The organism is Blautia sp. OF03-15BH (genome assembly GCF_003463065.1).
GTDB lineage: Bacteria > Bacillota > Clostridia > Lachnospirales > Lachnospiraceae > Limivivens.
Genome location: NZ_QSCM01000001.1, coordinates 1 through 18,644, shown reverse-complemented (window position 1 = coordinate 18,644; position 18,644 = coordinate 1). Strand labels below are relative to the sequence as shown.

The 18,644-nt window shown below is 45.8% G+C and carries 23 protein-coding genes and 2 pseudogenes; 23 read left to right on the top strand and 2 right to left on the bottom strand.

Annotated features, from left to right (window positions below):
• Positions 1-15: 15 nt before the first annotated feature.
• Positions 16-384, bottom strand: a complete 369-nt coding sequence (locus DXA57_RS00125) for a metal-dependent transcriptional regulator (RefSeq protein ID WP_117763917.1) — start codon at positions 382-384, stop codon at positions 16-18.
• A gap of 298 nt (positions 385-682) precedes the next feature.
• Here DXA57_RS00125 and DXA57_RS00120 point away from each other — a divergent pair, with 298 nt between their 5' ends.
• The 10 genes from DXA57_RS00120 (at position 683) to DXA57_RS00075 (ending at position 9,967) form a co-directional block, all read left to right on the top strand.
• Positions 683-1,081 (top strand): metal-sensing transcriptional repressor, encoded by a 399-nt coding sequence (locus DXA57_RS00120; protein WP_117764372.1) that lies wholly within the window; start codon positions 683-685, stop codon positions 1,079-1,081.
• 36 nt (positions 1,082-1,117) lie between these two features.
• Entirely contained in the window at positions 1,118-3,322 is a 2,205-nt protein-coding gene (locus tag DXA57_RS00115) for a DNA topoisomerase III (protein ID WP_117763916.1), read from the top strand.
• 64 nt (positions 3,323-3,386) lie between these two features.
• Positions 3,387-4,082 carry a UMP kinase gene (gene pyrH, locus DXA57_RS00110; protein ID WP_117763915.1) on the top strand — a complete coding sequence of 232 codons (696 nt, stop codon included), beginning with the start codon at positions 3,387-3,389 and terminating at the stop codon, positions 4,080-4,082.
• A 20-nt stretch (positions 4,083-4,102) separates the two neighbouring features.
• On the top strand, positions 4,103-4,654 hold the full coding sequence (frr, locus tag DXA57_RS00105) for a ribosome recycling factor (RefSeq protein ID WP_117763914.1): 552 nt from the start codon (positions 4,103-4,105) through the stop codon (positions 4,652-4,654).
• A 56-nt stretch (positions 4,655-4,710) separates the two neighbouring features.
• Entirely contained in the window at positions 4,711-5,418 is a 708-nt protein-coding gene (locus DXA57_RS00100) for an isoprenyl transferase (protein ID WP_117763913.1), read from the top strand.
• A gap of 1 nt (position 5,419) precedes the next feature.
• Entirely contained in the window at positions 5,420-6,229 is an 810-nt protein-coding gene (locus DXA57_RS00095; RefSeq protein ID WP_117763912.1) for a phosphatidate cytidylyltransferase, read from the top strand.
• Between the two features lie 17 nt (positions 6,230-6,246).
• On the top strand, positions 6,247-7,389 hold the full coding sequence (locus DXA57_RS00090; protein WP_117763911.1) for a 1-deoxy-D-xylulose-5-phosphate reductoisomerase: 1,143 nt from the start codon (positions 6,247-6,249) through the stop codon (positions 7,387-7,389).
• Between the two features lies 1 nt (position 7,390).
• The gene (locus DXA57_RS00085; protein WP_117763910.1) at positions 7,391-8,425 is read left to right on the top strand and encodes a M50 family metallopeptidase; all 1,035 of its coding nucleotides are present in this window, start codon (positions 7,391-7,393) and stop codon (positions 8,423-8,425) included.
• A gap of 63 nt (positions 8,426-8,488) precedes the next feature.
• Positions 8,489-9,013, top strand: a complete 525-nt coding sequence (locus DXA57_RS00080) for an HdeD family acid-resistance protein (RefSeq protein WP_117763909.1) — start codon at positions 8,489-8,491, stop codon at positions 9,011-9,013.
• Between the two features lie 60 nt (positions 9,014-9,073).
• Complete coding sequence (locus DXA57_RS00075; RefSeq protein ID WP_117763908.1) at positions 9,074-9,967, top strand: phosphotransferase; 894 nt, start codon at positions 9,074-9,076, stop codon at positions 9,965-9,967.
• Between the two features lie 58 nt (positions 9,968-10,025).
• On the opposite strand, the pseudogene DXA57_RS00070 reads toward DXA57_RS00075, so the two are convergent.
• Positions 10,026-10,625, bottom strand: a pseudogene (locus tag DXA57_RS00070) (peptidoglycan-binding protein); the annotation flags it as partial.
• Between the two features lie 576 nt (positions 10,626-11,201).
• On the opposite strand from DXA57_RS00070, the gene DXA57_RS00065 reads away from it, so the two are divergent.
• The 13 genes and pseudogenes from DXA57_RS00065 (at position 11,202) to DXA57_RS00005 (ending at position 18,557) form a co-directional block, all read left to right on the top strand.
• Positions 11,202-11,423: a DUF3791 domain-containing protein gene (locus tag DXA57_RS00065; RefSeq protein ID WP_117763906.1), complete on the top strand. Its 222-nt coding sequence runs from the start codon at positions 11,202-11,204 to the stop codon at positions 11,421-11,423.
• A 268-nt stretch (positions 11,424-11,691) separates the two neighbouring features.
• Positions 11,692-12,135 carry an IS200/IS605 family transposase gene (tnpA, locus tag DXA57_RS00060; RefSeq protein ID WP_117763905.1) on the top strand — a complete coding sequence of 148 codons (444 nt, stop codon included), beginning with the start codon at positions 11,692-11,694 and terminating at the stop codon, positions 12,133-12,135.
• Positions 12,136-12,186: 51 nt separating this feature from the next.
• The gene (locus DXA57_RS00055; protein ID WP_117763904.1) at positions 12,187-13,515 is read left to right on the top strand and encodes an IS200/IS605 family element transposase accessory protein TnpB; all 1,329 of its coding nucleotides are present in this window, start codon (positions 12,187-12,189) and stop codon (positions 13,513-13,515) included.
• Between the two features lie 177 nt (positions 13,516-13,692).
• Positions 13,693-14,253, top strand: a complete 561-nt coding sequence (locus DXA57_RS00050) for a DUF3990 domain-containing protein (protein WP_117763903.1) — start codon at positions 13,693-13,695, stop codon at positions 14,251-14,253.
• Positions 14,234-14,464: a hypothetical protein gene (locus DXA57_RS00045; protein WP_117763902.1), complete on the top strand. Its 231-nt coding sequence runs from the start codon at positions 14,234-14,236 to the stop codon at positions 14,462-14,464. Before DXA57_RS00050 ends, DXA57_RS00045 begins: the two co-directional genes overlap by 20 nt.
• Before the next feature lie 116 nt (positions 14,465-14,580).
• Positions 14,581-14,778 carry a hypothetical protein gene (locus DXA57_RS00040; protein WP_117763901.1) on the top strand — a complete coding sequence of 66 codons (198 nt, stop codon included), beginning with the start codon at positions 14,581-14,583 and terminating at the stop codon, positions 14,776-14,778.
• A gap of 170 nt (positions 14,779-14,948) precedes the next feature.
• Positions 14,949-16,286, top strand: a complete 1,338-nt coding sequence (locus DXA57_RS00035; RefSeq protein ID WP_117763900.1) for an AAA family ATPase — start codon at positions 14,949-14,951, stop codon at positions 16,284-16,286.
• Entirely contained in the window at positions 16,283-16,948 is a 666-nt protein-coding gene (locus DXA57_RS00030) for an HNH endonuclease (protein ID WP_117763899.1), read from the top strand. The genes DXA57_RS00035 and DXA57_RS00030 overlap by 4 nt, the downstream gene beginning before the upstream one ends.
• An 84-nt stretch (positions 16,949-17,032) precedes the next feature.
• On the top strand, positions 17,033-17,269 hold the full coding sequence (locus DXA57_RS00025) for a hypothetical protein (RefSeq protein WP_117763898.1): 237 nt from the start codon (positions 17,033-17,035) through the stop codon (positions 17,267-17,269).
• Positions 17,221-17,445: pseudogene (locus DXA57_RS00020) on the top strand (DNA recombinase); the annotation flags it as partial. The gene DXA57_RS00025 and the pseudogene DXA57_RS00020, both read left to right, overlap by 49 nt.
• A complete protein-coding gene (locus DXA57_RS00015) occupies positions 17,442-17,786 on the top strand; it encodes a TnpV protein (RefSeq protein WP_117763897.1) in 345 nt (114 codons plus the stop codon). The pseudogene DXA57_RS00020 and the gene DXA57_RS00015, both read left to right, overlap by 4 nt.
• Before the next feature lie 142 nt (positions 17,787-17,928).
• Positions 17,929-18,177 carry a hypothetical protein gene (locus tag DXA57_RS00010; RefSeq protein WP_003697696.1) on the top strand — a complete coding sequence of 83 codons (249 nt, stop codon included), beginning with the start codon at positions 17,929-17,931 and terminating at the stop codon, positions 18,175-18,177.
• Positions 18,178-18,233: 56 nt separating this feature from the next.
• Entirely contained in the window at positions 18,234-18,557 is a 324-nt protein-coding gene (locus tag DXA57_RS00005) for a hypothetical protein (RefSeq protein WP_004613237.1), read from the top strand.
• Positions 18,558-18,644 lie beyond the last annotated feature (87 nt).

Sequence of the window (18,644 nt, the reverse complement as noted above, 5' to 3'; positions counted from 1 at the left end):
GCTTTTTTACGTGGATCAGTTTTGATTCTGAGTGATAAAAGTCTTGATAGCGGTAAAGCTTTCCGGGCTCATGGTATGCTCCATACGGCAGGCGTCTTCCACGGCGATTTTCTCGTCCACACCGAGACTGATGAGCCAGTGGGAAAGAACGGTATGACGCTCGTACATGGTCTGGGCAATTTCCAGACCTTTTTCTGTCAGAGTGATAAAGCCGTCTTCCATATGGATAAAGCCGTTTTCACGAAGGTTTTTCATAGCCACGCTGACGCTTGGCTTTGAAAAATCCAGATAATTTACGATATCAATGGAACGTACGTGACCTTTCCGTTTCTGCAGGATCAGAATTGATTCCAGGTAGTTTTCAGCAGATTCTTGAATTTTCAATGTTTCACACTCTCCTATTTAGGGAAGCATGGTGCAGGAACAGATTCCCCCCCGTTTGCTTCCAACATCTTTCTATAAGGATACCATGAAATGCGGGAAAAAACAAATAAAAAAGTGAGAAAATCTGTTTGGTAAGGAAGAGAAAGTAGAAAAAAGAGAAAACTTTTCGGTAATAAGGAGCGTAGAATGTAGCTTGCCAAAAGATGCGGCGTGATTTATACTATCTGTGTTATAGAATTAGGAATGTCCGCTTTAACTGGTGCAGCAGAAGGGAAAGGCTTCACCTGAAAGGAAAAATATGAATATGACAGAACATGAAAAGTTTCATGCCCTGGGGATCGCCCATAGTCATGGAGAAACAGAACATACAGAACCGCATGATCATAGCCACGAACATGACCATAGCCATTCACATGGAGAGCATCATCACGTCCATTCTGAGGCAGAGAAAAAGGCAGTGATCAATCGGCTTTCCAGAGCCATCGGTCATTTACAGTCCATTAAGACCATGGTGGAAACGGACAGAGACTGCAGTGAAGTGCTGATCCAGCTTGCTGCGGTAAAATCGGCGGTAAACAATACCGGTAAGCTGGTTTTGAAAGAACACATTGCCCACTGCATCGTGGAAGCGATCGAAAACGGGGATGAAGAAAGCCTGCGCCAGCTGAATAAAGCCATTGATTCTTTTGTGAAATAGCAGGCACGGTCTGGAAACTATATTTCGGAGGTAATTATGAAAGCATTGGTCATTGCAGAGAAACCTTCCGTGGCCCGGGATATTGCCCGGGTCCTTCACTGTGAGAAGAAACTGGACGGTGGAATGGAAGGAAAGGATTATGTAGTCACCTGGGCACTGGGGCATCTGGTGACGCTTGCAGATCCGGAAGCATACGATAAAAAATATATGAAATGGGAGATGGAGACACTTCCCATGATGCCGGACAAAATGAAACTGATCGTGATCCCGCAGACGGGTAAGCAGTTTCGGGCAGTGAAGACGCTTCTTTTCCGCAAAGATATCGATCGTGTGGTCATTGCCACGGATGCCGGAAGAGAAGGAGAGCTGGTGGCCCGCTGGATTCTGGAAATGGCAGGCTGCCATAAACCGGTGAAACGTCTGTGGATCTCTTCCGTGACGGATAAAGCGATTCGGGAGGGTTTTGCCAATCTTCGGGACGGCCGGGAATATGAAAATCTTTACCGGGCGGCAGCAGCCAGGGCTGAGGCAGACTGGTTGGTTGGCATCAATGCCACCAGAGCTCTCACCTGTAAATACAATGCACAGCTTTCCTGCGGCCGTGTCCAGACACCGACGCTGGCCATGATCGCACACCGCGAGCAGGAGATCCGGGAATTTGTACCGGAAGAATATTTCGGCATTTCTCTGAAGGCGGCAGGTATCCGTTGGAGCTGGCAGGATAAAAAGAGCGGAAGCTACCGTACCTTTGACAGAGAAAAAGCGGAAAAACAGAAAAAAGAACTGGAAGGAAAAGCATTGACGGTGTCTTCCGTGGAGAAGGTTTCCAAAAATCAGAATGCTCCCGGTCTGTATGACCTGACGGAGCTTCAGAGGGATGCCAGCCGCCGCTTCGGTTATTCTGCAAAAGAAACCTTAAATATCATGCAGCGTCTCTATGAAAACCATAAAGTCCTCACCTATCCGCGTACCGACTCCCGCTATATCGGAAAAGATGTGGCGGAAACCTTAAAGGAACGGTTGAAAGCCTGCGCGGTCGGTCCTTACCGGAAACTGGCCGGAAGTCTGGCCATGAAGCCCATACGGACAAACGGTTCTTTTGTGGATGATAAAAAAGTCAGTGATCATCATGCCATCATCCCGACCGAACAGTTTGTGGATCTTTCCCATATGACGAATGAAGAACGGAAGATCTACGATCTGGTGGTGCGTCGGTTCCTGGCTGTGCTGATGCCGCCGTTTGCCTATGATGAGACGACCATGAAGGCAGAAGCAGGAGAAAGTGTTTTTACTGCCCGTGGCAAGATCGTAAAAAACCAGGGTTGGAAAGAAGCCTATGAGACAGAGACCTTTTCGGAAGAGGATGAGGAAAACACAGAGGAGCTGCCGAAAGAGCAGCAGCTTCCGGAACTGAAAAAAGGAGAGAAGCTGAAGATCGAAAAGCTGGAACTTACGGTCGGAAAGACGAAACCGCCGGCACGTTTTAACGAGGCGACCCTTCTCTCTGCCATGGAAAATCCGGTCAAATACATGGAGTCCAGAGACAAGGCTTATATCCGGACGCTTGGCGAGACCGGCGGTCTTGGAACGGTTGCCACCCGAGCCGACATCATTGACAAGCTGTTCAAGAGCTTTCTCATGGAGAAAAAAGGAAAAGATATCTACATCACATCTAAGGCAAGGCAGCTTTTAAAGCTGGTGCCGGAGGACCTGAAAAAGCCGGAGCTGACAGCTTCCTGGGAGCTGAAGCTTGGAAAGATCGCCCGGGGAGAATTAAAGCAGGAAGCCTTTCTTTCCAGTATCCGGGGTTATACCGAGGAGCTGATCTCTGAGATCAAGACTGCCGACGGTACCTTCCGCCACGAGAACATTACCGGCAAGAAATGCCCGCGCTGCGGCAAATTTCTTCTGGCAGTCAACGGAAAGAACAGTAAACTTCTGGTTTGCCAGGACCGGGAATGCGGCTATCGGGAGACACTTTCCCGCACCACCAATGCCCGTTGTCCGAATTGTCACAAGAAGCTGGAAATGATCGTAAAAGGCGAGGAAGAAACCTTTATCTGTTCCACCTGCGGTTATAAAGAAAAGCTTTCCGCTTTCAAAAAACGCCGGGAAAAGGAAGGCGCCGGAGTCAATAAACGAGAGGTGGCACGATACCTGAACCAGCAGAAAAAAGAGGCGGAAGAGCCCTTGAACAATGCCTTTGCGGCGGCGCTTTCAGGCCTTAAGCTGGATAAATAAAGATTGCTGTTTACGGGGAGTTGTGCTATACTATCTCTGAATCTAAAGAAGCAGAGGTGCTTACATGAAAAGAGTATTATTGAAATTAAGCGGCGAGGCACTGGCCGGTGATAAAAAGACAGGATTTGACGAGCCTACTGTTACCGCCGTGGCACATCAGGTAAAAGAACTGGTAGATGATGGCCTGGAAGTTGGTATCGTGATCGGAGGAGGCAACTTCTGGAGAGGCCGTTCCAGTGAGAAGATCGATCGGACAAAGGCAGACCAGATCGGTATGCTGGCTACGGTCATGAACTGTATTTATGTATCTGAGATTTTCCGTTCTGTAGGTATGAAGACCAAGGTTCTGACTCCTTTTGCCTGCGGAGCGTTTACGGAGCTTTTTTCCAAAGATGTGGTAAATGAGTGCTTTTCCAAGGGAATGGTAACTTTCTACGCCGGCGGAACCGGCCATCCGTATTTTTCCACGGATACAGCTACCGTACTGCGTGCGATCGAGATCGAGGCAGATGTGATCCTTCTTGCGAAGTCCATCGATGCTGTCTATGACAGCGATCCGAAGAAGAATCCGGATGCAAAGAAATATGACGAAGTCTCCATCCAGGAAGTGATCGACAAGAAACTGGGTGTGGTAGATATGGCGGCTTCCATTCTCTGCATGGAGAACAAGATGCCCATGCTGGTATTCGGACTCAACGAAGAGAACAGCATTGTGGAAACCGTAAAGGGCAACTTTAAGGGCACAAGGGTGACTGTATAATAAAACCGGAGGAAAAAGATATGGATGAAAGAATCAAAGCATATGAGACAAAGATGAGCAAATCCTACGACAGCCTGTTAAAGGATTTCGGTACGATCCGTGCAGGACGTGCCAACCCCCATGTACTGGACAAGATCACCGTTGACTACTACGGAACACCGACCCCGCTGCAGCAGGTGGGAAATATCACCGTTCCGGAAGCCCGAATGCTGGTGATCCAGCCGTGGGAGAAAAAGCTGATCAAAGAGATCGAGAAAGCCATTATGGTTTCCGATATCGGCATCAATCCTTCCAATGACGGCAGCTGTATCCGCTTGGTATTCCCGGAGCTTACCGAGGACCGCAGAAAAGAGCTTGCCAAAGATGTAAAGAAAAAAGGCGAGGGTGCGAAGGTTGCTGTCCGCAACATTCGTCGGGATGCCAATGATGCTTTCAAAAAGCTGAAAGGCAGTGATGTATCTGAGGACGAGATCAAGGAGCTGGAGGACGAGATCCAGAAGCTCACAGATAAATACATCAAAGAGATCGACAAGGCAGTGGAAGTAAAATCCAAGGAGATCATGACAGTATAAAACAGCTGGGCGCTGCTTTTTGGCAGCGCCTAAAATTGTTTCTGGAGGAAATAAATATGGTGATACCGCAGCATGTTGCCATCATTCTGGATGGCAACGGACGATGGGCGAAAAGCAAAGGCATGCCCAGAAACTATGGTCATTCCAGGGGCGCCAAGAACCTGGAGGTGATCTGTGAGGATGCTTGGAACATGGGCATCAAATATCTGACGGTTTATCTGTTTTCTACGGAAAACTGGAAACGGTCCAAGGAAGAGGTGGACGGTCTGATGAAGCTGTTCCGCAGCTACACGAAGACCTGCATCAAGACTGCGCAGAAAAACAACATGAAGGTACGGGTCCTGGGAGATCCGACTGCTCTGGATCCGGATCTTCAGGAGAGCTTACGGAAACTGGAGGAGTCATCCAAAGACAATACGGGACTGAATTTCCAGATTGCCATCAATTATGGCAGCCGGGATGAGATCACGAGAGCAGTCCGTCATCTGGCGGCAGATGTCAGAGACGGAAAGCTGGCCGTTGATGCCATTGATGAGGCTTGTATCTCCGGTTATCTGGATACCAGGGAAGTGCCGGATCCGGACCTTCTGATCCGCACCAGCGGAGAGCAGCGTCTTTCCAACTATCTGCTCTGGCAGCTGGCATACACAGAATTTTACTTTACAGATGTTCCCTGGCCTGCTTTCAACAAAGACGAACTCTGGAAGGCCATTGAGAAATTCAACAGCCGTGACCGGCGTTACGGTGGCGTAAAGGAGGGATAACGTGTTTAAGACGAGACTGTTAAGCGGTATCGTTCTGGTGATCATCGCTCTTGTGACCATCATCAGCGGCGGTTATCTTCTCTGGGGAACCTTATTCCTGGTATCCCTGATCGGCCTGACTGAGCTTTACCGGGCTGCAGGTGTACAGGAAAAGGGTTTTTCTCTTCTGGCCTTGACCGGTGCTCTCGGCGTGGCTTCTTATTATCTGCTGTTACTTTTCGGACTGGAAGCATATAGTATGATGGATATGATCTTTATCCTGATCGTACTGCTGGCTGTTTATGTGTTTAGCTATCCGAAATACCATGCGGATCAGGTCATGGCGGCTTTTTTTGGCGTGATCTATGTGTCTGTACTGCTTTCTTATATTTATCTTACCCGGAATCTGAAAGGAGGAGCCTTCCTTGTATGGCTGATCTTCCTCTGCTCCTGGGGCTGTGATACCTGTGCTTATTGTGTGGGGATTCTGATTGGAAAGCATAAGATGGCTCCTGTTTTAAGCCCGAAAAAATCCATAGAAGGTGCTGTAGGAGGCGTTGCCGGAGCAGCACTGCTTGGTCTGATCTATGCTCTGGCGGCCGGTAAATTCTTCCCGGAGTTCGATCACAGCCCGGCGGTTTATGCGCTGATCTGTGCGGTAGGTGCGCTGATCTCCATGGTGGGAGACCTGGCGGCTTCCGGTATCAAGAGAAACCATAACATTAAGGATTACGGAAAACTGATCCCGGGACACGGTGGGATTCTGGATCGCTTTGACAGCGTGATCTTTACCGCACCGGTGATCTATTTTCTGGCGGTTGCCCTTCTGTGAGAAGTGGAGGAATACATATGAAAAAAATAGCAATTTTAGGCTCGACCGGTTCCATCGGAACCCAGACACTGGAAGTTGTGGAACATAATGGTGACATACAGGTGGAAGCACTTTCTGCCAACGGAAATGTGGAGCTTCTGGAAAAGCAGGCCAGAAAGTTTCATCCGTCTGTCATCGCTGTCTTCCGTGAGGCTGCAGCAAAAGACCTGAAAGAACGGCTGAAAGATACCGATATCCGCATCGTGACGGGAATGGATGGTCTCATTGAAATCGCAACCCTGCCGGAGACGGATATTCTGGTAACTGCCATTGTGGGAATGATCGGTATCCTTCCTACCATTGAAGCTATCAAGGCAGGAAAAGACATTGCCCTGGCAAACAAAGAGACGTTGGTGACAGCAGGCCATATCATCATGCCGCTGGCAGAGCAGAAGGGCGTTCAGATCCTTCCGGTGGACAGCGAGCACAGCGCCATTTTCCAGGCACTTCACGGGGAAGACAGGGGCGGGATCGAGAAGATCCTTATCACAGCTTCCGGCGGGCCTTTCCGTGGAAAGACCAGGGAGGAACTGGCTGGTGTACAGGTTGAGGATGCCCTGAAACATCCCAACTGGTCTATGGGACAGAAGATCACCATTGATTCCGCTACACTGGTAAACAAAGGGCTGGAGGTCATGGAAGCAAAATGGCTTTTTGGTGTGGATCTGGACCGCATCCAGGTGGTCGTCCAGCCAAAGAGTATCATTCATTCCATGGTGGAATTTAAAGACGGAGCTGTGATCGCCCAGTTGGGTACGCCGGATATGAAGCTGCCCATCCAGTATGCACTTTATTATCCGGAGCGGCGCTATCTTCCGGGAGACCGGCTGGATTTCTGGAAACTGAAGGAGATCACCTTTGAAAAACCGGATATGGATACCTTCCTCGGTCTGCCACTGGCATTCCGGGCGGCAAGAACCGGCGGCAGCATGCCTACGGTCTTCAATGCGGCAAACGAGCGGGCAGTGAGCAAATTCCTGAACCGGAAGATCCGTTTTCTGGATATCTATGAAATAATTTCAGACGCAATGGAACATCATAAGGTTATTCCGGATCCTTCCATCGAAGAGATTCTGGCAGCAGAGCAGGCGACATACGAACGAATTGAAAGCAGGTGGTAGGTTGAGTATTATTCTTGCACTTTTTATTTTCAGCCTGATCATTATCATTCATGAGCTGGGTCATTTTCTCCTGGCAAAATATAATGGAGTGACAGTGCTGGAGTTTTCACTGGGCATGGGTCCCAGAATTTTAAGTACGGTAAAAGGCGGTACCAGGTATTCCTGGAAGCTTCTTCCCTTTGGCGGCTCCTGTGCCATGCTGGGAGAGGATGAGGCCACTACGGAGGAAGGTTCCTTTGGAAGTAAATCCGTGTGGGCCAGAATCTCTGTCATTGCGGCGGGACCGATCTTCAATTTTATCCTGGCTTTTCTCCTGTCCCTTTTTATCATCGGCAGCATCGGCTACGATGCACCGGTAATCAGCTATGTGGGAGAGGGAACACCGGCTGCTGAAGCAGGGATCCAGGTGGGAGACCGGATCCTGAAAATGAATGGTCAGAAGATCCATGTAGCCAGGGAGATCACCGGCTATACCCTTTACCATCCCAATGAGGAAACCATTACCGTGACCTGGGAGCATGAAGGAGAAAAGAAAACGGCAGACATTACCTTACGGATGGACGAAGAAGCCGGAAGAAAGCTGATGGGCATCTCCGTATCCGGAGTCCGCACAAAGCTTGATCCGGTGGGAGTACTGAAATACAGTGCGTATGAGGTGAAATACTGGATCGCCACAACGATCGACGGGCTGAAGCTCCTGGTGAGCGGAAGACTGGGACTCAATGATATGTCCGGTCCCGTTGGTGTGGTCAACATGATCGGAAGCACTTATGAAGAGAGCAAGTCGGACGGAGGATTTTATGTATGGCTGAATATGCTGAACATTTCCATTCTCCTGACGGCGAACTTAGGTGTTATGAACCTTCTGCCGCTTCCGGCACTGGATGGCGGCCGGCTGGTATTTCTTTTTCTGGAAGCCATCCGCAGGAAGCGCATCGATCCGGAAAAAGAAGGCATGGTCCATATGATCGGTCTTCTGGCTTTGATGCTGCTGATGGTTGTGATCATGTTTAATGACGTAAGGAAGTTATTTTAACCAGTTCAGGGCACGGGTCTGTGGCCTGAATATCGGAACATTTTGTCTTAGGAGGCGATTGCTGTGAAGAGCTTTTTCACAAATCAGGGAGTGTTTGCTTTTGTTTATCTGCTGCTCGGGATACTGCTTCTGATCCATCCGGTGGCTTTTTCCCAGGCGGTCTGCTATGTGCTTGGTGTGTGTGCCCTTATCTACGGGATCTGGAAGATCCTGGGATACTGGAAAGACCGGAAGATTGGCGGTGTATTCCAGCTGGAACTCATCGTTGGCGTGATCCTGACCGTCATCGGTCTTGTTGCACTCTTTAAATCCGAGGTTCTGCTTTCCGTTCTGCCGGTGATCATCGGTCTGATCATCCTTATGGACGGTCTGGTGACGATCAACCAGGCACTGAACCTCCGGAAACTGGATTACCGCTGGAAGTATTTTCTTCCTATGGGTATCGTGGTCGCTGTGTTTGGCCTGATCCTGGTCCTGAATCCCTTTGGAAGCGCCATGCTGCTGATGCGCTTCCTGGGCTTCACTTTGCTGGTGGATGGCTGCTGTGACCTCTGGTGGTATTATAAACTGAAAAAACTGTTTGAGTAACCGGCAGGGACGGAGTTGTGGAAGTGGCTCCGTCCCGTTTGGTTTTTAAAGGAGAGTCAAATGAAGATCGGAAGATATGAAAAAGAAGTGAATGATCAGAAAATCCGGGAGATCGCGGAGAGGATCCTGCCGGATATTTCTTTTGAGAAAATGTACAGAATCTGTGAGCAGTATGGAGAAGAAGAGACAGAATGCAGAGAATATGACGTTTATAAGCTTGAGACGGCAGACGGCGACAGAATCCTCAAGAAGGCTGGCGGGCGTGAGGCGGAAAATTATGAAAAATACCTGAAGCAAAAAGATTTTTGTGTTCCCCGGTTTTATGGACGTTGGAACGAGGAGACGGATACCTGGATCATGCTGGAGAGCATCGAGGGCAGCGATTTGAGAGATATGACGGATGAGCTGGCAAAAGCGGCTGCGAAGAGCATCGTTCAGATTCAGAATTCCTTCTGGAATCATTCGGACAGGGAACGCTTTGAGGTCTATCTGGAGCGAATCAATCGAAGATTCACCTGCATAAAGAACGAACCGGAGATCGGCGAAGCGTACGGACTCTTTCTTGAGAGGCAGAAAACCTGCCCGAGAACTCTGGCAAACGGTGATTTTCTGGAGTTCAATGCGATCCAAAAAAACGGGCGGGTATCCATCATTGACTGGGGTTTTGGCGGCATCATGCCCTATTCTCTGGATCTTGCGAGATTTATTGCCCATGCGACGGAAGACCGGGCCACGTTTCCGTTTTCTATGAACGGGGATCAGAAACGCCTGTTTTTGAATACCGTTTACGAAAATTTAGCCGAAAAACCCGATTATAAACAGTATTTATTTGACATCAGACTGGCCGTTCTCAATGAATATGTGGAATTTATAGAAGCAGATGAGGACGATGACAGATGGTATTATGATCATGCGAAACTGCTTGCCAGAGAGATTCTGGCTGAAAAGCAATAAAAAAACACCGCCCGGTCACTGGAAACGATGACCGGGCGGCATTTTTATATAACAGGGATCAGTAAAGCTCCGCGATCCTGGTTACACCGACATAGATCTCCTGGATTTTATACCAGGTCCGGTAATCCACTTCTCCGGTTTCAGGAAGACCGAAGATACCCTGAAAGATCTCCACAGCCCGCTGCGTCTCCTCTCCGTAGATACCGTCTGCCCGGATCTTCGGGATCAGGGGATAATTGTTGGATATGGCATTCAGCTGCTCCTGAAGCTGCTCGACTTTCTGACCGCGACTTCCGATGTCCAGGGTCTCGCCGGGCCAGGAAACAGGAATGCCGGAGATCTCCTCGGCAGAGTTGATATAAAGATCTTCCCCGTAATAATAGCGGAGAATCTCGATTGGCGTGTAATTCTGATCGCCCAGATACTTGGAGCCCCACTGGGAAAGCCAGTTGGGGCAGCTGACTCTCTGCCCGTCACAGTACTGGGTCAGGATGGGCTGCCGCACATTAGGACGGGAAAGATAGCTTGCAAACACTTCATCCACGACCTCGGAAATGCTCTCAAAAATATTCCGGTTGGGGATCCACTTGTGGTCGAAGGCGGTGGAGGAGGTGATGGTGAAGGAATAGCCCTTATTCCGGTACGTCGAAACATACAGCAATTCGGGATTCCAAACATCTGATTCTGAATGAGCTGCACATCACAAAAGTAGGGAAAATCTCATATAAGGCCAGAAAAGGGGGAAATCAATAAGACCTATTTGTTAAAAAATCTTATTGCATAATTGTAGTCAATACATTTGTAATAAAAATACAGAAAAGAAGATGAAAAAATGCAGGTGTTAAATTTAGATGAGAAAAATGTAGAGTGCATGGAGACAATAGATAAATACTCTGTTTTTGGCGGATGGGAAGAATGGAGAGCATGATCTGGATAAAATAGCAGAAACAACTTTTTTATCTGTAGAACAGGTTAGGAAAGCTGTTACACAGAATTAACGTAGAGGCTAATTAGTACTTTTTTAAAATACAGGTGTTGTTCAGTTTCTGGAAACGATGACTGAGCAGCACTTTTGTAAAGATCTTGAATTAACAAGAAAATCTGGAAGTAGAAATTTCTATCGGGATATGCTATAGTGATAGCAAAGATCGGATGGTGAAAACACAGGAGTGAGATAGCAAATATAAAAAAGTGGATATTCATAGACTTTTTGAAGAAAAGGAGAGGATGTTCTATGAGTGAAAGACAGCTTGATATCGCTGATATGCAGTGCTGGGTATTCCGTATGGCTCAATCAAAATGGAATATGTCATCCAGTGACTGTGCCAAATTATTCCAAAAGTACGATATTCTTGGGTTTATCTCTGAATGTTACGATATTCTTCATTTAAATGGTTATTCCTGTGTACTTCATGATGTGGAGACACTGCTGAAGAATCGGGGGGTAACCGTATGATTGAATAACTGCGCGTCGCATTCTCGTTACTTCAGTGATGAGTTAGACGCGCAATTTTTTATAAAAATATCGTAACTATTCAGAGCCACCTCGATTCCTCTGTGCTTCCTCTCGTTGTGGCTTCTCGTCAAATAGATTTCCAGTCAAAAGTGTTCGTTCATGCAAGCATGACTCACACTTTTTGCTGAAAATCTGCCTGGCTCTGAATAGTTACAAAATATCCAGAACAAATGTTTACTTAAAGAAGCACATATGGTATAATATAGACATGGAAAAAGAGATACTTAATATAAATAAAAATCAACTTTCATATGGTAGAGGATATGTATATTCTCTGCAGTATCATCTGGTCTGGTGTACGAAATACAGGAAGAAAGTATTAAAAGACGGGATTGACCTGGAATGCAAAAAGATGCTGCAGGATCTGGCAGAGGAGTATCAATTTCAGATCCTGGCAATGGAAGTCATGCCGGATCATATCCATATGCTTGTGGATTGCCGGCCGCAGTTTTATATTTCAGATATGATCAAGATCATGAAAGGGAATCTTGCACGTCAGATGTTCCTTGTACATCCGGAGCTGAAAAAAGAACTGTGGGGAGGACACTTGTGGAACCCGTCTTATTGTGCTGTGACCGTCAGTGACCGGAGCCGTGAGCAGGTATCTGCCTATATCGAAGGCCAGAAGGAAAAAGAAAAGAGAAAACTCTGAGTAGAAGGGCCGGTTCAGAAACGTTTGTTTTTGTGGGAAAGGGGGAAGAAGATGCGGACAGTATCCAGTTATGGTGCGGAGATACGAAAACCGAATATCCCGCTCCGTCTGACAATGAAAACCTATCGTCAGGCAGTCAGTTACCTGACAGAGATCTACATGCAGGTATGGGAAGAACTGCGGGAGATCCCGGAGACAAAAAAGCGTTTTAATGCTGCAGAGCATATGGTACACACGACGAAGAAAAATACTGCCCGGTTTGATTTTGACCTTTGTTTTCCGAAGATGCCGTCTTATCTCCGCAGGGCGGCGATCCAGCATGCACTTGGAAGTATATCTTCGTATGAGACCCGGCTGGAACAGTGGACGAAAACCGGAAAGCTGACCGGAAAGCCGAGACTCAGCTGCGAAAACCATGCCATGCCGGTCTTTTACCGGGATGTGATGTACCGGGAAGGCGGAGAAGGAAAGGATGAGGCATATCTGAAGCTGTACGACGGACACGACTGGAAATGGTTCCGGGTATGTTTAAAACATACCGATATGGAATATCTTCGGAGAAACTGGAAGGGGAAGAAAGCGTCAGCCCCGACCCTGGAAAAGAGACAGCGCCGGTATTTTCTGCGTTTTTTCTATACAGAAGAAGTAACACTTACGAAAACAGCAGTAGAAGAACAGATCATCTGCAGTGTGGATCTGGGGATCAATACCGATGCGATCTGTACGATCATGCGTTCAGACGGAACTGTCCTGGGGAGGAAGTTTATCAACTTTCCCAGTGAAAAAGACCGGATGTACCGTGTGCTGGGACGGATCCGGAGATTCCAGAGGGAGCATAGTTCTGTACAGGCAGGAGGGAGATGGGAGTATGCCAGCCGCCTGAACGCAGAATTAGCGAGGAAGATCGCCGGGGCAGTCAGCGCTTATGCAGAAGAACACCATTCGGACGTTATCGTATTCGAGTATCTGGAGATGCAGGGAAAGATAGCGGGAAATAAGAAACAGAAGCTGCATCTGTGGAGAAAGCGGGATATCCAGAAACGCTGTGAGCATCAGGCACACAGGAAAGGGATGCGTGTATCCAGGATCTGTGCGTGGAATACCAGCCGGCTGGCATATGACGGGTCCGGGGCAGTCCTGCGTGATGGGAAGAACCATAGCTTGTGTAGCTTTTCGACAGGAAAAAGATATCACTGTGATCTCTCAGCTTCTTATAATATCGGAGCGAGATATTTTATCCGTGAACTTTTAAAACCCCTTCCGGCAACGGAAAGGTCTTTACTGGAGGCAAAAGTTCCTTCCGTAAAGCGTAGAACCTCATGTGTTTATGCAGATCTGAGAGAACTTCATCTACAGATGGAGATCTTAAAGGCAGTATAAATGCAGGCAGATATACAGTGGACTACCTGCAATGTGGGAACCTGCCGTATCCGGTATGGAAAAAGCGCATAACCGCGCAGACCTAAGTTACAGGCGTATCCGCCGATATTTAGTCTGACGCCTAAAGCGTCTGGAAGCACGTGACTTTAGTCATGTGAGGGTCACCTACAGGATGGAATGCTTCTATATCACGGTAGCTATATTGGTATACCAGAGATTGACTTGGATCGCTGTTTTGGTGGGCTTGATTTTGGCCGTGGGTTTTACCTCACTTCTTCTTACGAGCAGGCGTACAATTATGTTCAGCTTTCTGTAAGGAAAGCTATACGCCTTGGTAGCGTTTCAGAAGACTTCAATCCGGCAGATGGTCAGATATCTGTTTATAAGTTCCATTATGATCCAAATATCCTGGCATATTGCTTTCAGGGAGCAACTGTTGAGTGGCTCCATTTTGTATCAGCAAATCGAAAAAAGGATTTGTTTCCACAGCTTTTGAAAAAATATAGAACTATTGACATTATTGGCGGTAAAATTGCAGATGACCAGACAGCGCGTACCTTACAGCGTTATATTGGTGGTGTTGATTTTGGTATTCCCGGAACTCCGGAAGCTGACAAAACTACTATTGAGAAATTACTGCCAAATCGTTTGAAAGATCAATTCTGTTTCCGTACACAGGATGCCGTTGACCATCTCGAATTTATAAGGAGCGATCGCTATGGAGACATTAAACTATAATTTTACAGACTCACAAAAGGAAAGTTGTGCTGTTAGTCTTATGCGTGATGCTGTCGAAGAGCTTTCTTTGCGTGAGGGTATTTCATATGAAGATGCGTTGCTTCGCTTTACCAGCTCTAAAGTATATGAGGCACTCTTTGACTATGATACTGGTATTTGGCGAGAAAGCCCAGACTATCTTTTGAATCTTTATGATTATTGCATTTCCTAAAAGATTGCGTAGGATGCCCCATTTACGAATGGGATTATAAAAATCAATACCGCACAGAATCACAGAAACTGATCGACCATACTTTGAAATCCGAGGAAAAAGGAGGTCAGATGTATATGTGCAATGCATTGAAAGAATTAGTAAATGAAGGCGTTCAGACAGGTATTCAGAAAGGAAGGCTGGAAGGTATCCAGGCAATTGTCAGAACTTGTAAGAGTCTTAACCTTGATGAGAAAAGTACAGTTAATAATGTCATGCAGGAATTTCCTGTGTCGGAGGAAGAAGCTACGGCATATGTGAAAAAATATTGGTAATACTAGAAGGGATGCAGGTTGCTTGAGTGACCTACATCCTATTTCTTATGATATTGTGAAGTAAAGAAATGTTGCTTTTACCTCTAAAACAGGTATACTATATGATATATAAAGAGAGAAGATGCTGAAAAGGAACAGAATTTTTTGGCTGCTTAAGTATGGAGGAAAATATGGAGCAGTTTTACTTAAAAGATATAGAACTATTTCATTTTAGAAAATTTGAAAATGTCACATATGAGCTCAATCCGCGGATGAATGTCATTATAGGAAAAAATGCGTCCGGAAAGACAGCAATATTGGAAGCAGCAACCGTTATTTTAGGTGCGTATTTAACTGCCTTTAAAGAATATGTACCGAGCAGATTCGGTCATAATATTTCAGATAGTGACGTGTTGAAAAAAACATTAAAACAGGTGAAGAATGTAGCCGTAACTGCCACTGTGCAACAGTTCCCTTGTAAGATTTCCAGTCATTTTATATGGGACAAATCTCTTAAAAAGTGTGTGAGAAGCCTTGAAAAAGCAGGCGGTCGTACAAAATTTATCGGAAAAAATCCAATGCGTGAAGTAGTTGAAGGATGGGAAAAAGCTATTAGGGAAGCAGATGGATCAGATGCTGGGCAAATATATCCGCTGGTTTTATATTTAAGTTCCGCAAGATTATGGAACGAGAACAGAACCGGGGAAATGGATCGGATTCCGGGAAGAACAGATGCCTACCAAAGATGCCTGGATCCAAAAAGAGGTAATCAGACTCCTTTCGAGTATATAAAATTATTAGGAAATCTTGCTTCTGAAGAGAATGATGGAAAACCATTACCTGCCTATGAAGTGATTATGGATGCAGTGAAATATAGTCTGAAAGAGGAATTGGAACCCGGACAACAGGTATTGTATTCATCAAGATATGGTGAAATCGCAGTCAAAAATTCAGATGGCACGGTAATAAATTTTTCAGCTTTAAGTGACGGTTATCGAAACGTAATTAAAATAGTAACGGACATAGCGACCAAAATGTGTATTTTGAATCCGTATCTGGAGAAAGATACATTGAGATTAACTCCAGGAATCGTTGTAATAGATGAGTTAGACTTAAGTTTACATCCGACCTGGCAGAGAAGGATTGTAAGGATCCTGAAAGAGCTGTTTCCTAGAGTTCAGTTTATCTGTGCGACACATTCTCCCTTCATTATTCAGTCATTGGAGCCGGGGGAACTGATTGCTTTGGACACAATTCTCGATGAAGAATACTCTGGACAAAGCATTGAAGATATTGCAGAAGATATTATGGATGTACCCATTGTACAGTACAGTGAAAAGAAAGTAAAAATGTATCAGGCAGCAGATGCGTATTTTAAAGCATTAAAAGGAGCATCATCAGAGGAAGAATTGCAGGCATTGAAAGAAAAGCTGGATGTTTTATCGGCGGAATACAGTGATAATCCTGCTTATAATGCCTGGATGCAGCAGAAATATCTTGAAAAGAGAGCGGAGATAGAAGGATCATGAGACCTGTTGATAAGGGAGAAGCACCGCAGGAATATACGCAATATAAAGATGCAGAAAAGGATTTGGAAGCACGATTAGGTGCCTATTGCTCCTTTTGTGAAATGACCATCAATCATGCGCCGGAAGTAGAACATAAAGAAGCCAAGGCCAAGGGCGGTGCAGAACTGGAATGGGAAAATCTGTTACTTTCCTGCAAATATTGTAATACCCGAAAGGGAACCCGCGTAGGGAAAGGGGAAAAAGGAAAGTATCTTTGGCCAGATGAGGATGATACTTTTCATGCATATTTGTATGATAAAGATTTGCCGAGATTGAACGAAGCATATTTGGAAGGTAAGGGAAGAGAAGAACGGGATAAGGCGGAACGCTTATTTGATCTTTTACAGTTGGATCATTTTCCCCTTACGCCAAAGGATAAAGATCGGCGGTATCGGTCAAGAAATGAAGCCAGAAATTGCGCGCTGGAGAATAAAAAGACTCTGGAAAAACTAAAGGATTCTTCTCTGCGAAAAGCTTTTTTAAAGCAAACGGAACAGCTGGCGTTGGCAACGGGCTTTTTCTCGGTCTGGGTGGAGGTCTTCAAAGATGATAAAGAAGTCCGGCAAATGCTGATATCCTCTTTTAAGGGAACAAAAGAAGAATATTGTAAGGATTTTGAATAAACAGTACATATTGATTTGCTGAAGTAATCGTAGAAAATGATTGACCATACTTTGAAACCCGGGGAAAAAGGAGGTCAGATGTATATGTGCAATGCATTGGAAGAATTAGTAAATGAAGGCTTTCAGAAAGGAAGGCAAGAAGGCGTTCAGGAGGGTATTCAGAAAGGTATTCAAGAAATTGTCAGAACTTGTAAAAGACTTAACCTTGATGAGAAAAGTACAGTTAATAACGTTATGCAGGAATTTCATGTGTCGGAGGAAGAAGCTACGGCATCCGCAAACGTGAGGAACGCAAGGACAGGCTTCATCAGAACTACTTGAAGCGGAAAGCCAGCGGAGCGCAGAAGCGATACGAGGACAAAATCAAGAAGCGGAAAAAGGCAAAAATCGAAGCCAAGAAAGCCGCCATTCGTGCGGAGGATATTGCAAAGAGAGTGTTCGTCCCGGTCAGCAGCTTACCGCAGAGAGAGCCGATGAAAGGAGTACAAACAGCATGAATATCACTTATACACAGAACGGCGATTATCTTATCCCGAACATCGTTATCCGCAAGACAAAGCCCCTCGGACACTACGGCAGACTTCGCAAGGCGTATTTGGAAATGCACCGCCCGATACTGTTCAATGAGCTGGTACTATCTGACAAGCTCTTTGAGCATTGCGCCGAGATTGACGAAGCGGCACGAAACCGCATGGAACTGATCGTGCCAGAGCTGGCAAAGCAAAACGGCGTGACCGAGCACCTGAAAGCTGAAAACCAAATGGAATGGGTGCGGCAGATGAACGCTTGCAAGGCACAGACAGAGGAGATTGTGAAAGCGGAATTGATTTATGATTGAGCGAGAAAGTCCGGGCAGAAAACTGTTCGGACTTTTCTCATATATTCCAAAATGACGGTAGAATTGTTCACAAGTTTTATGGTATAATTTGAATACGAAAATTGAGCAACAAATCGGGAGTTATATGTGGAGGAGGATTATTATGAATACAGTTAGAATGATTTTATGTGGAAATGTTGAAGATAGCAGAATGAATCCAAGTGAAAAAGTAGGAGTAGTATCAGTGGTTTTTGTTTCTACAGAGGAGGAAAAAATTAAGAATAAACTTAAAAAATTGCAAGATAAAAATCCTGAAAAATTTTATATGGAATACGTTACTCCATTAGATGTTGACTTAACAAGTTTAGAGCACTATCCATCGATTGAAATATCAAAAAATGATTTACAATAACAACTTCTAATTTATCAGAAAATGAGGAATAGTTGAAATGGAGGCGCTATAATAACATGAAGATTGAAGGGAACCAGAAAGAACTGGATGCAATGGTAGAATTTCATAAGGGAAACCGTGTCGAGGGACTGAGACTGCAAGAAGAATTTGCAGCGGAATTTCGTAAGGAGTATAAAGACAAAGATCACTGTCCTTGCCTGAAAGCCTGTCGTTATCACGGAAACTGTAAGGAATGTGTAGCAATCCACAGAGCGCATCAGGAACATGTTCCTAATTGTATGCGACCATTGATTAATAAAAAATTGAAATTGATGTCAGAATTAACAGAGCATACCTTGGCAAATGAAATAGAAGCTCCACATGAGATTTTAAGAAAATAGGCAAGTCAAATTCCAGTTTTTGAAACTGAGAAATTCTTTAGGTTAGAATCGATGATGGAGTAAACGAAAAAGCAGTTTTGACATTTC

What these genes read in the sequence shown, in the direction of transcription:
- DXA57_RS00065 (WP_117763906.1), top strand. Translation starts at nt 11,202, where the DNA reads ATGAGTGAAAGACAGCTTGATATCGCTGATATGCAGTGCTGGGTATTC.
- tnpA (WP_117763905.1), top strand. Translation starts at nt 11,692, where the DNA reads ATGGAAAAAGAGATACTTAATATAAATAAAAATCAACTTTCATATGGT.
- pyrH (WP_117763915.1), top strand. Translation starts at nt 3,387, where the DNA reads ATGAAAAGAGTATTATTGAAATTAAGCGGCGAGGCACTGGCCGGTGAT.
- DXA57_RS00015 (WP_117763897.1), top strand. Translation starts at nt 17,442, where the DNA reads ATGAATATCACTTATACACAGAACGGCGATTATCTTATCCCGAACATC.
- DXA57_RS00055 (WP_117763904.1), top strand. Translation starts at nt 12,187, where the DNA reads ATGCGGACAGTATCCAGTTATGGTGCGGAGATACGAAAACCGAATATC.
- DXA57_RS00050 (WP_117763903.1), top strand. Translation starts at nt 13,693, where the DNA reads ATGCTTCTATATCACGGTAGCTATATTGGTATACCAGAGATTGACTTG.
- DXA57_RS00025 (WP_117763898.1), top strand. Translation starts at nt 17,033, where the DNA reads ATGTGCAATGCATTGGAAGAATTAGTAAATGAAGGCTTTCAGAAAGGA.
- DXA57_RS00045 (WP_117763902.1), top strand. Translation starts at nt 14,234, where the DNA reads ATGGAGACATTAAACTATAATTTTACAGACTCACAAAAGGAAAGTTGT.
- DXA57_RS00075 (WP_117763908.1), top strand. Translation starts at nt 9,074, where the DNA reads ATGAAGATCGGAAGATATGAAAAAGAAGTGAATGATCAGAAAATCCGG.
- DXA57_RS00090 (WP_117763911.1), top strand. Translation starts at nt 6,247, where the DNA reads ATGAAAAAAATAGCAATTTTAGGCTCGACCGGTTCCATCGGAACCCAG.
- DXA57_RS00035 (WP_117763900.1), top strand. Translation starts at nt 14,949, where the DNA reads ATGGAGCAGTTTTACTTAAAAGATATAGAACTATTTCATTTTAGAAAA.
- DXA57_RS00005 (WP_004613237.1), top strand. Translation starts at nt 18,234, where the DNA reads ATGAAGATTGAAGGGAACCAGAAAGAACTGGATGCAATGGTAGAATTT.
- DXA57_RS00030 (WP_117763899.1), top strand. Translation starts at nt 16,283, where the DNA reads ATGAGACCTGTTGATAAGGGAGAAGCACCGCAGGAATATACGCAATAT.
- DXA57_RS00100 (WP_117763913.1), top strand. Translation starts at nt 4,711, where the DNA reads ATGGTGATACCGCAGCATGTTGCCATCATTCTGGATGGCAACGGACGA.
- DXA57_RS00040 (WP_117763901.1), top strand. Translation starts at nt 14,581, where the DNA reads ATGTGCAATGCATTGAAAGAATTAGTAAATGAAGGCGTTCAGACAGGT.
- DXA57_RS00115 (WP_117763916.1), top strand. Translation starts at nt 1,118, where the DNA reads ATGAAAGCATTGGTCATTGCAGAGAAACCTTCCGTGGCCCGGGATATT.
- DXA57_RS00120 (WP_117764372.1), top strand. Translation starts at nt 683, where the DNA reads ATGAATATGACAGAACATGAAAAGTTTCATGCCCTGGGGATCGCCCAT.
- frr (WP_117763914.1), top strand. Translation starts at nt 4,103, where the DNA reads ATGGATGAAAGAATCAAAGCATATGAGACAAAGATGAGCAAATCCTAC.
- DXA57_RS00010 (WP_003697696.1), top strand. Translation starts at nt 17,929, where the DNA reads ATGAATACAGTTAGAATGATTTTATGTGGAAATGTTGAAGATAGCAGA.